Annotated in this window: 7 protein-coding genes and 1 pseudogene; 5 read left to right on the forward strand and 3 right to left on the reverse strand. The window is 74.7% G+C overall.

Going from position 1 to position 10,468, the window contains the following annotated elements; genetic code table 11:
- From JZ5iCDA_RS12515 to JZ5iCDA_RS12525, 3 genes are all read left to right on the forward strand, one after another.
- Positions 1-875: hypothetical protein (locus tag JZ5iCDA_RS12515; RefSeq protein ID WP_069387479.1), on the forward strand; the 875-nt coding region annotated here is incomplete at its 5' end.
- 110 nt (positions 876-985) lie between these two features.
- Positions 986-1,732 (forward strand): HAD family hydrolase, encoded by a 747-nt coding sequence (locus JZ5iCDA_RS12520; RefSeq protein WP_069387480.1) that lies wholly within the window; start codon positions 986-988, stop codon positions 1,730-1,732.
- Positions 1,729-4,242: a glycoside hydrolase family 65 protein gene (locus tag JZ5iCDA_RS12525; protein ID WP_253182079.1), complete on the forward strand. Its 2,514-nt coding sequence runs from the start codon at positions 1,729-1,731 to the stop codon at positions 4,240-4,242. Before JZ5iCDA_RS12520 ends, JZ5iCDA_RS12525 begins: the two co-directional genes overlap by 4 nt.
- Here the strand turns inward: JZ5iCDA_RS12525 and JZ5iCDA_RS12530 are convergent.
- Genes JZ5iCDA_RS12530 through mtrA form a run of 3 tightly spaced genes read right to left on the reverse strand, consistent with a single transcriptional unit; the run spans position 4,230 to position 8,508 of the window.
- Positions 4,230-5,978, reverse strand: a complete 1,749-nt coding sequence (locus tag JZ5iCDA_RS12530) for an LpqB family beta-propeller domain-containing protein (RefSeq protein WP_069387481.1) — start codon at positions 5,976-5,978, stop codon at positions 4,230-4,232. The two genes, JZ5iCDA_RS12525 and JZ5iCDA_RS12530, sit on opposite strands and share 13 nt — an antisense overlap.
- Positions 5,975-7,828 (reverse strand): MtrAB system histidine kinase MtrB, encoded by a 1,854-nt coding sequence (mtrB, locus tag JZ5iCDA_RS12535; protein WP_069387482.1) that lies wholly within the window; start codon positions 7,826-7,828, stop codon positions 5,975-5,977. The genes JZ5iCDA_RS12530 and mtrB overlap by 4 nt, the downstream gene beginning before the upstream one ends.
- On the reverse strand, positions 7,825-8,508 hold the full coding sequence (mtrA, locus tag JZ5iCDA_RS12540; RefSeq protein ID WP_069387483.1) for an MtrAB system response regulator MtrA: 684 nt from the start codon (positions 8,506-8,508) through the stop codon (positions 7,825-7,827). The genes mtrB and mtrA overlap by 4 nt, the downstream gene beginning before the upstream one ends.
- Positions 8,509-8,625: 117 nt before the next feature.
- Here mtrA and JZ5iCDA_RS12545 point away from each other — a divergent pair, with 117 nt between their 5' ends.
- Complete coding sequence (locus JZ5iCDA_RS12545) at positions 8,626-10,032, forward strand: DUF7544 domain-containing protein (RefSeq protein WP_069387484.1); 1,407 nt, start codon at positions 8,626-8,628, stop codon at positions 10,030-10,032.
- Positions 10,029-10,468, forward strand: a pseudogene (locus tag JZ5iCDA_RS12550) (DUF4129 domain-containing protein); the annotation flags it as partial. The gene JZ5iCDA_RS12545 and the pseudogene JZ5iCDA_RS12550, both read left to right, overlap by 4 nt.

Genomic DNA, 10,468 nt, shown 5'->3' on the forward strand with positions numbered 1-10,468 from the left:
CCGCGCTGCTGCCCGGGATGCCCGTCGAGCTCGGCCCGCACGGGTGGAAGCTCGCCGACCGCCCCGGCGCCGACGAGCGTCGCGCCGACGCCTTCCGCCGCGAGGACCTCGAGGCCCTCGCGATCGCCGCCGCCGGGTACGCGGGGCCGCTCGCGCTCGCCGTCCGCGGGCCCTGGACCCTCGCGGCGGAGCTCTACCTCGCGCGCGGCGACCGCGTGCTGTCCGACCGCGGCGCCGTGCGCGACCTCGTCGAGGCGCTCGCGGCCGGCGTGGCCGAGCACGTCGCCGAGGTGCGCCGTCAGGTCCCGGGCGCGGAGGTCGTCGTGCAGCTCGACGAGCCGCTGCTCGCGCAGGTCGGCGCGGGCGTGCTGCCGACCTTCTCCGGGTACGCGCGGCTGCGCGCCGTCCCGGGACCGGACCTCGTCGACGGGCTGCGCCCCGTGCTCGACGCCGCCCGCGGCGCCGGTGCGACGACGGTCGTGCACGTCGGGCCCGCGTGGGTGGGCGTGGCGCCGGCCGTGCTCGCGGGCGCGGACGCCGTCGGGCTCGCGCCCGGGGCGTGGGACGAGCGGCTCTGGGAGACGGTCGCGCGCGCGGTCGAGCGGGGTGTGGGGCTGTGGTTCGCGCTGCCGCCCGCGACCGTGTCGCAGTGCGCCGGCCCCGCGCTCGGCGAGCTCGCCGACCTCGTCGGGACCCCGTGGCGACGGATCGGCCTGCCGGCCGCGGGGCTCGACGACGTCACCCTGCTCGGCGCCCCGCAGGACGTCGGCGCAGGTCCCGGCCGCACCGTCGCCGGGACGCCCGACGAGCACCGCGCGCTGCTCGCGAACCTCGGCCGCGTGGGCGAGGCCCTCGCGGAGCGCGCGCACGCCTGACGCGCTTTCACGCAGGGGACGAGCGTGCGTACGCTTGTCCCCGGGGCGTGAGCCGCTGCCTGCGGCCGCCTCCGTCCCCCTCTCTCATCACCCCCCCTCACGAAGGACCCATGCCCGTGCTGCGAGCCGTGCTCTTCGACCTCGACGGCGTGCTGACGCCGACCGCCGCGCTGCACATGCGCGCCTGGGAGCGACTCTTCGCCCCCTTCAGCGCCGAGCGCGGTCTCGCCCCGTACACGGAGGCGGACTACTTCGCGCACATCGACGGCAAGCCGCGCTACGACGGCGTCGCGACCTTCCTCGCGTCGCGCGGCGTCGAGCTGCCGTGGGGCGAGCCCGCGGACGCGCCGGGCGAGGGCACGGTCTGCTCGCTCGGCAACCGCAAGGACGAGATCGTCAACCGCATGTTCGTCGAGGAGGGCATCGAGCCCTACCCCGGCTCCGTGCGCTTCCTCGACGCGGTGACGGCGGCGGGTGTCGCGGTCGCCGTGGTGTCGTCGTCGCGCAACACGCCGACCGTCCTCGAGGCGGCCGGGCTCGCCGCGCGGTTCGAGGTCGTCGTCGACGGCAACGTCGCGGCGCGCGAGCACATCGCCGGCAAGCCCGCCCCGGACACCTACCTGCGCGCCGCCGACCTGCTCGGCGTGCCGGCGACCGAGGCCGTGGTCGTGGAGGACGCGCTCTCGGGCGTCCAGGCCGGCGCGGCCGGTCACTTCGGGCTCGTGATCGGCGTCGACCGCGGCGTGGGCCCGGACGCGCTGCGCGAGCACGGCGCGGACGTCGTGGTGTCCGACCTCGGCGAGCTCGACGTCACGGTCCTCGACGGCGACCGGCGTGACGAGGAGGTCGGCGCGTGATCCGCAAGACCGCCGACGAGAAGGGCACGGTCGACCGCTCGCGGTTCCCCGCGGACCCGTGGCGCCTCGTCGAGTCGCGCTTCTCCGCCGACGACCTCGGCGTGACGGAGACGCTGTTCGCCGTGGCGAACGGCTACCTCGGCATGCGCGGGAACGTGGAGGAGGGGCGCGAGTCCCACACGCACGGCACGTTCATCAACGGCTTCCACGAGACGTGGCCGATCCGCCACGCCGAGGAGGCGTACGGCTTCGCGCGCGTCGGCCAGACGATCGTCAACGTCCCCGACGCCAAGGTCATCCGCCTGTACGTCGACGACGAGCCGCTGCTCCTGCCCGTCGCCGACCTCGAGGAGTACGAGCGCTCGCTCGACCTGCGCGACGGCGTCCTGCGCCGCGAGCTGCTGTGGCGCACGCCCTCGGGCAAGCACGTGCGCGTGCGCTCCGAGCGCATGGTGTCGTTCGCCGAGCGGCACCTCGCCGTCATGACGTTCGAGGTGACGCTGCTCGACGCGTCGGCCCCCATCGCGATCTCGTCGCAGATCCTCAACCGCCAGGACGGCCAGGACGAGTACCACGTCCGCTCCGCGTCGCTCGGCGAGGGCTTCGACCCGCGCAAGACCGACCAGTTCGCGGGCCGCGTGCTCGAGCCGCGCACGCAGTGGGGCGACGACGAGCGCCTCGTGCTGTCCTACCGGTGCCACAACTCCGGCATGACCCTCGCGGTCGCGGCCGACGACCACCTCGAGACCGAGAACGAGTGGGACGTGCGCACCCAGGTCGACGAGGACCTCGCGAAGCACGTCTTCCGCATCCAGGCCGAGCCTGGCACCCCGATCCGCCTGACGAAGACGGTCGCGTACCACACGTCGCGCGGCGTCCCGTCGCGCGAGCTCGTGGACCGCTGCCGTCGCACGCTCGACCGCGCGAAGGACGGCGGCACCGAGGCCCGGCTCGCCGACCAGCGGGCGTGGCTCGACGACTTCTGGGCCCGCTCGGACGTCGAGGTCGGTGGCCAGCCGGAGATCCAGCAGGCGGTGCGCTGGAACCTGTTCCAGCTCGCCCAGGCCACGGCGCGGGCCGAGGGCAGCGGCGTGCCGGCCAAGGGCCTCACGGGCTCCGGGTACAGCGGGCACTACTTCTGGGACACCGAGATCTACGTCCTGCCGTTCCTCACGTACACCAGCCCGCGCTACGCGCGCAACGCGCTGCGCTTCCGCTACCAGATGCTCGACGCCGCCCGGCGCCGCGCCCGCGAGCTCTCCCAGAAGGGCGCCCTGTTCCCGTGGCGCACCATCAACGGCGAGGAGGCGTCGGCGTACTACGCAGCGGGCACCGCGCAGTACCACATCGACGCGGACGTGAGCTACGCGCTCGTGCAGTACGTGCGCGCCACCGGCGACCACGACTTCATGCGCCGCGAAGGTGTCGACATCCTCGTCGAGACGGCGCGCATGTGGGAGGACCTCGGCTTCTGGCGCGCCAACGGCGACGACAACTTCCACATCCACGGGGTCACCGGGCCCGACGAGTACACGACCGTCGTCAACGACAACCTGTTCACCAACGTCATGGCGCGGTTCAACCTGCGCGCGGCCGCCCACGTCGTGGACCGCCTGCGGGACGAGCACCCGGACGACTACGCGCAGCTGGTGGAGCGCCTCGGCCTGCGCTCCACCGAGACGCTCGAGTGGAGCCGCGCCGCCGACCGCATGTGCATCCCGTACGCGGAGAGCATCGGCATCCACCCGCAGGACTCGCACTTCCTCGAGCGCGAGCTGTGGGACCTCGCCCACACCCCGGTCGACAAGCGCCCCCTCCTCCTGCACTACCACCCGCTGGTGATCTACCGCTACCAGGTGCTCAAGCAGGCCGACGTCGTGCTGGCGCTGTTCCTCCAGGGGCAGCACTTCACGCCGGAGGAGAAGCTCGCCGACTTCGAGTACTACGACCCGCTGACCACGGGGGACTCGACGCTCTCCGGCGTGGTCCAGTCGATCGTCGCGGCCGAGGTCGGGTACCACGAGCTCGCGCTCGAGTACTTCGTCTCGTCGCTCTTCGTCGACCTCGCCAACCTCCACGCGAACGCGGCCGACGGCGTGCACGTCGCCTCCGCGGGCGGCACGTGGTCGGCGCTCGCGTGCGGCTTCGGCGTCCTCGCAGCGCCGTGGCGACACGTCGAGCACGCCGAGGCACGCGTCGCACCAGCGGACGTCGGGCGTGCGGCAGCCGGGGCACGCCACGGGCAGGACGAGGCGCTCGACGTCGCGCAGCGCGCGCCGCACCACCGCGGCCCAGGTCGCGGGCGCGGTCACGGGCACGGGCGCGGGCACGGGCGCGGGCGTGGGCGCGGTCGCGGTGCCGCGCGGACGACGGGCACGGAGGTCGCTCATCCGGGCAGGGTGCCGGACGGCGGGGGCGTGCGTCGGCACGACGGCACGCGCTGGGGACGGCACACCGGGACTCCGGTTCTGTGGTCGGCCACGGCGGGCGCGAGCGCTCAGCCGGGGTAGGTGGGGAGGCGCACCTCGGTCGCGACGCGGGTCCACAGGGACGAGGAACCGGCGGAGTACAGGCTGCCGTCGCTCGTCCCGACGAGCATGGTGCCGATGCCGGTCCCCGCCGCGAGCGAGACGGCGTCCTCGAGCGGCGACGCCTTGCGGGTGGGGCCGCCGACGGGCACGAGGTGCACGACCGGGTCGCTGTCGCCCTCCGAGCGGCCGAGGACGCCGAGCAGCGCGCGGTCGACCCACACGACCTGGGTCGCGGCCACCAGCGGCTGGCCGACCCGCACGGGGTCGGAGAGCTCGGTCGGCCGGTCGTCCTCGCCCCGCACGATCCCGGCCACGTGCACGTGCACGCCGGTGGCCGTCGCGCTCACGACGGCGATGCGCGCGCCGTCGGGCGCGACCCGCAGCGACATGACCGTCCGGTCGTCGAGCCACGGCGCGGCGACCTCCGTCACCGTGCCCTCGACGTCGGTGACCTGCAGCGTGCCGTCCTGCACCTGCGGGCCGCTCCACACGAGGCCGAACCGGTCGACGCTCGGCGCGAGCAGGTCCTCCCCCGTGAGGAGTGTGGCGGGCTCCGTCTCGGCGGTCGGTGCCGTGACGAGGCGGTCGGACCCGTCGCGCACGACGTACGTCGCGTCCGCGGACGCGCCCGTGAAGGCGAGCGCGGTCGGCTGGAGCTCCGTGAGCGGCGCGACGGACTCCACGGGCTCGGTCGCGCGGCCGACGAGGCTCAGCACCTGGTCGCCCGCGAGCACGACGGGGTCGTTCGCCGTCGCGGCCGCCCGTGCGGACGACGGCACGCCGGGCGCGAGCGTGGCGCCGTTGACGGAGATGTCCACGTCGCGCGGGGACGGGTCGCCGAGCGACGCCTCGAGCTGCGCCACGAGCAGGCCGCGGTCCTCGGGCGACGTCTCGGCGACGGGCTCGGTGAGCCGCACCTCGATGGGCAGCACGCCGCTCTCGACCGTCACCGAGTCGATGCTCAGCGCGGTGCCCTCGGGCGCGACGGTGGTCACCGAGCCCGCCAGCCACGGCGCCGGGCCGGCGAGCGTCTCGCGGACCGCGAGCGTCTGCCAGTTGCGCTTGGGGAACCACCGCTGGTCGGGCACGAGGTAGCGGCGGTCGACCGTCGGGAAGTAGAGGTTCGTCGACCGGTAGGTGAGGTCGAAGTTGGTCGCGGAGATCGCGAGCCCGTCGTCGGTCGTCTCGATGCGCCACTGCCCGTCGGCGCCGCGCACGAGCCCGTAGACGAGCTCGGTCGTCGTGCCGGGGACCTGCTCGGTGTACACGCCGCGCTCGTCGACGACGCCGACGACCTCCGCGGTCGCGCGCACCGTGACGGCGCCCTGGTCGACCGCCGAGTCGTCGACCTCGAGCTCGGGCTCGGCCTCGAGGACGGCGACCTGGGCGAGCGGCGACCACGTCGTCGCGGTCGCCGGCGTGAGGTACTGCGTCGCGACGTCGAACGAGCTGGACGCGCCCTGCGCCTGCGCCGCGAGGAAGCCGCGCACGATCTGGTCCGGCGGGGCGTCCTCGCGCGGCGCGTCGGCGCGGACGAAGACCGGCCCGGGCTGCGACACGACCGCCTCGCCCTCCATCACGGGCCCGCTGGTCGGGATGGACGCGCACGCGGCGAGCGGCCCGACGACGACCGCGGCGGCGAGCGCCGCCAGCCGGCCGCGCACGGAGCGGGCCGTGCGCCGCGGGGCGACCGGGTCCGGCACGGGGCGGGTCATCGCGCCTCCCGCAGGCCGAGCGAGGCGTCGTCGCCGCGGGCGGGTCCGCCCCGCCCGAGGTCGTCCGTGGGCACGACGACGACGGGGATGCCGCCCGTGACGGACGGCAGGTCCGCCGGGCCGATCGTGCCGTCGACGTCCTCGACGACGGACGCGCTGGCGCTCCAGGCCGCGCCGAGCCCGCGGTCCGGCGTCGGCTCCGTGACGAGCGGCAGCGGCGACGACTGCAGGCGGATGCCCGCGCGGCGCGGCAGCGTGAGCCGGAAGCTCGCGCCGCGCGCGGGACGGCCCCACGCCTCGAGCCAGCCGCCGTGCAGGTGCGCGTCCTCGAGCGAGATCGCGAGGCCGAGGCCGGTGCCGCCGGACGTGCGCGCCCGCGCGGGGTCGGCGCGCCAGAAGCGGTCGAACACGTGCTGCACCTCGTCGACGGTCATGCCCACGCCGTGGTCGCGCACGACGACCGCCACCGCGTGCCCGTCGCCCGCGACGGTCACCTCCACCGGCTTCTCCTCCGCGTGCTCGATCGCGTTGGCCACGAGGTTGCGCACGATGCGCTCGACGCGCCGCGGGTCGACGTCGGCCGTGACGGGCTCGTCGCCGAGGTGCACCGAGAGCCACACGCCCTTGCGCTCGGCGAGCGGCGCGGCGTGCTCGACGGCGGCCACGACGACGTCGCGCACGTCGCGGCGCTCCGCGTCGAGGACCGCGGCGCCGGCGTCGAAGCGGCTGATCTCGAGCAGGTCGGCGAGCAGGTCCTCGAACCGGTCGAGCTGCGCCTGCAGGAGCTCGGTCGAGCGTCGCGACACCGGGTCGAACTCCTCGCGCGAGGAGTGCAGGACCTCGGACGCCATGCGGATGGTCGTGAGCGGGGTGCGCAGCTCGTGCGAGACGTCGGAGACGAACCGCCGCTGGAGCATGGACAGCTCCTCCATGCGGCCGATCTGCTCCTGCAGGCTCTGCGCCATCTCGTTGAGGGTGCGCGCGAGCGACGCCATCTCGTCGTGGCCCTTGACCGGCAGCCGCTCGTCGAGACGGCCGTCGGCGAGCCGCTCGGCCACGCTCGCCGCCTGCCGCACGGGCAGCACCGCCTGGCGCGTGACGAGCGTGGTCATCGCGCCGAGGAGCGCGAGCAGCACGACGGCACCGATGAGCAGCACGGACTGGAGGAAGGTGAGCGTCTCCTGGTCCGTCTCGAGGTCGTACAGGTAGTACAGCTCGTACGTGCCGGCGACCGGCACCTCGACCGTGGTGCCCACGACGACGCCCGGCACGACCGGCGAGTCCGGCTCCGTGGGAATCGTCGGCACGGCGACCGACTGGAGCACCTGCTCGCCCTCGGCCTCGACCGTCGCCTCGCGCATCTCGGGCGACACGAGCCGCTCGAGCTGGTTGTTGGACGAGACGTCGAGCAGACCGACGATCCCCTCGCCCTGGGCCCGCCACAGGAACACGTCGCGGGACCCGGACCCGCTCGACCACAGCATCGCGTGCAGGTCGTACAGCAGCGCCTGGATCTCCGAGACCGTCGTCGCCGGGGAGGCGTCGAGCGTCTGGCGCGCCTGGTCGGTGGACTCCGCGCTCTCGAGGTCGACCTCCGCGAGCCGTCGCTCGAACAGGCCGTCGCGGATCGAGTCCGACAGGTACGCGCCGAGCGCCGCCAGCGCGACGATCCCCACGACGAGCGTCGACGTCACGACGCGCAGCTGCATCGACGAGCGCCACCGCCACACGGCGCGGCGCACGAGCGCGCGCGTGCGCCGGCGCAGCCGCGCCCACGCCGTCGACCAGCGCCCGGCGGTCCGCGTCGGGCCCCCGGTCGAGCTGGTCGGGCTGCCGGTCGGAAGGGTCACGTGCGCGCCGCGCCCGCCTTGTAGCCGACGCCGCGCACGGTCAGCACGATCTCGGGGCTCTCCGGGTCGTGCTCGATCTTCGAGCGCAGGCGCTGGACGTGGACGTTGACGAGTCGCGTGTCGGCGGCGTGCCGGTACCCCCAGACCTTCTCCAGCAGCACCTCGCGCGTGAACACCTGCCAGGGCTTGCGCGCGAGCGCGACGAGGAGGTCGAACTCCAGCGGCGTGAGGGCGATCGGCTCCCCGCCCCGCGTGACGCGGTGGCCGGTGACGTCGATCTCGACGTCGCCGATCGACAGGTGCTCCGGCGCGGGCTCGTCCGAGCGGCGCAGCCGGGCACGGATCCGGGCGACGAGCTCCTTGGGCTTGAACGGCTTGGAGATGTAGTCGTCGGCGCCGGACTCGAGGCCCAGCACGACGTCGACGGTGTCGCTCTTCGCGGTGAGCATGATGACGGGCACGCCGGACTCCGCCCGGATGAGGCGGCACACCTCGGTGCCGTCCTTGCCGGGGAGCATGAGGTCCAGCAGGACGAGGTCGGGCTGCGTGCTGCGGAACGTCTCGAGGGCGAGGTCGCCGTCCGCGCAGAAGACGGGCTCGAAGCCCTCGGAGCGCAGCACGATGCCGATCATCTCGGCGAGAGCGGTGTCGTCGTCGACCACGAGCACACGAACCTTCATGCGCTCATCTTGCCATCGTGCGACGCGCGGACCTGCGGGCACGGCGCCACCCGCGCGTCGTCCCTGCGTACTAGGGTGGCCTGGCACCGCAGCCGACGAGCGAGGACCATCGCCCCCATGAGCACACCTGACGCCTCCGGCGCGCCGGACGGCGCCACGCCGGACAGCCCGGACACCCGCGGCGCGGCACCGACCGGGGCACCGGCCCCGCAGCAGCCCGGCGGCTGGGGCACGCCGACGTACGGGCAGCCCGGCTACGGGCCGTCGTCGGACGCCCCGGCTCCCCCGCAGCAGCCGGCGCCGCAGCCGCGCTACGGGCAGTACGCGCCCGGGCACGAGCCCGGCGCTCCGACCGGCACGCCGACCGGCACGCCCGGCCATGCGCCGTCCGGCTGGGGCCCGGCACCGCAGGCGCTGCCGGGGTACGGCCAGGGCCAGTACGGGCAGTACGGCCAGGGCCAGTACGGGCAGCCCTCCGCGGGCCAGTACGGGCAGGGGCAGTACGGCCAAGGGCAGTACGGCCAAGGGCAGTACGGTCAGGGCCAGCCCGGCTACGGGATGCCGGCCGGCTTCGGCGGTGCGCCGTACGTCCCGCCGTCGTCCAAGCCGGGGATCATCCCGCTGCGCCCGCTGACGCTCGGCGAGATCTTCGACGGGTCGTTCGGCGCGATCCGCCACAACCCGCGCGTGATGCTCGGCATGAGCACGCTCGTCGTCGTGGTCGCGACGATCGTCGGAGCGCTGCTCGGGTACGCGTTCTCGGGCTACGTCGCGGACCTCTTCTTCGCGCTGCCGTCCGAGGCCGGGCTGGGCGGGCTCGAGTCGCAGTTCGCGACCATGTACTCGACGCTCGTCGGCACCGGGATCACGACGGCGCTCGCGACGCCGATCGTCAGCGGCCTCCTCACCGTCTCCATCGGGCAGTCCGTCATCGGGCGCCGGGCGACCGTGGCCGAGGTCTGGTCGCAGGTCGGGCGCCGCGCGTGGTTCCTCGTCGGGTTCACGCTGCTGCTGGGCCTCGCGCTCGTCCTGCTCGTCACGGTCCTCGTGCTCCTCGCGGCCCTGGGATTCTCCGTCGACCCGGCGGTCGGCGGCGTGACGGTCCTGCTCGCGATCCCCGTGTACGTCGTGCTCGTCGTGTGGGTCGGCGTGCGGACGGGGCTCGTGCCGCCGGCGCTCGCGCTGGAGCGCCAGCCGTTCTGGGCCACGGTCGCGCGCGCGTGGCGGCTCACGCGCGGGTCGTTCTGGCGCCTGTTCGGCATCTACCTCCTCGCGTACGTGGCCATCTACATCGTCACGCAGATCATCGTCACGCCGTTCAGCCTGGTCGGCACGATCGCCCTCGGCGCCGGGCAGGCCTTCGTCGGCAACCTCGTCACCACGCTCGGCGTCGCCGTCTCGACGGTCGCGCTGACGCTCTTCCTCGGGAGCGTCGTCGCCCTGCTCTACATCGACGTGCGCATGCGGCGCGAGGGCCTCGACGTCGAGCTGGCCGCGGCAGCGAGCGAGCAGCCCCCGGCATGACCCCCTCCCTGCTCCCGGTCGACGTCCCGGTGGAGCCCGACGCGGACGAGGCCCGTCGCTGGCTCGTCGAGGAGCTCGCGAAGCCGGAGTACAGCACGGACCCGTCGCTGCTGGCGCGCTTCCTCGACTGGCTGGCCGGCCTGTTCGACGGCGCGCCCGCCCTCGACGTCTCCGGGCCCTGGGCGGCGCTCGTGATCGTCGTGGTGGCCCTGCTCGTGGCGGCCGTCGCGTACCGCGTCGCCGGCCCGGTGCGCCTGTCCCGCAGGAAGGCGGCCTCTGCGGTCGTGCTCGAGGACGACACGCGCAGCGCCGCCGAGCTCCGTGCGGCTGCCGACGCCGCGGCCGCGTCGGGCGACTGGGCGACGGCGGTGCTCGAGCGGTTCCGCGCCGTCGTGCGCGCGCTCGAGGAGCGCGCCCTGCTCGAGCCGCGCCCGGG

Source organism: Cellulosimicrobium cellulans (assembly GCF_001722485.1).
GTDB classification, from domain to species: Bacteria; Actinomycetota; Actinomycetes; order Actinomycetales; family Cellulomonadaceae; genus Cellulosimicrobium; species Cellulosimicrobium cellulans_A.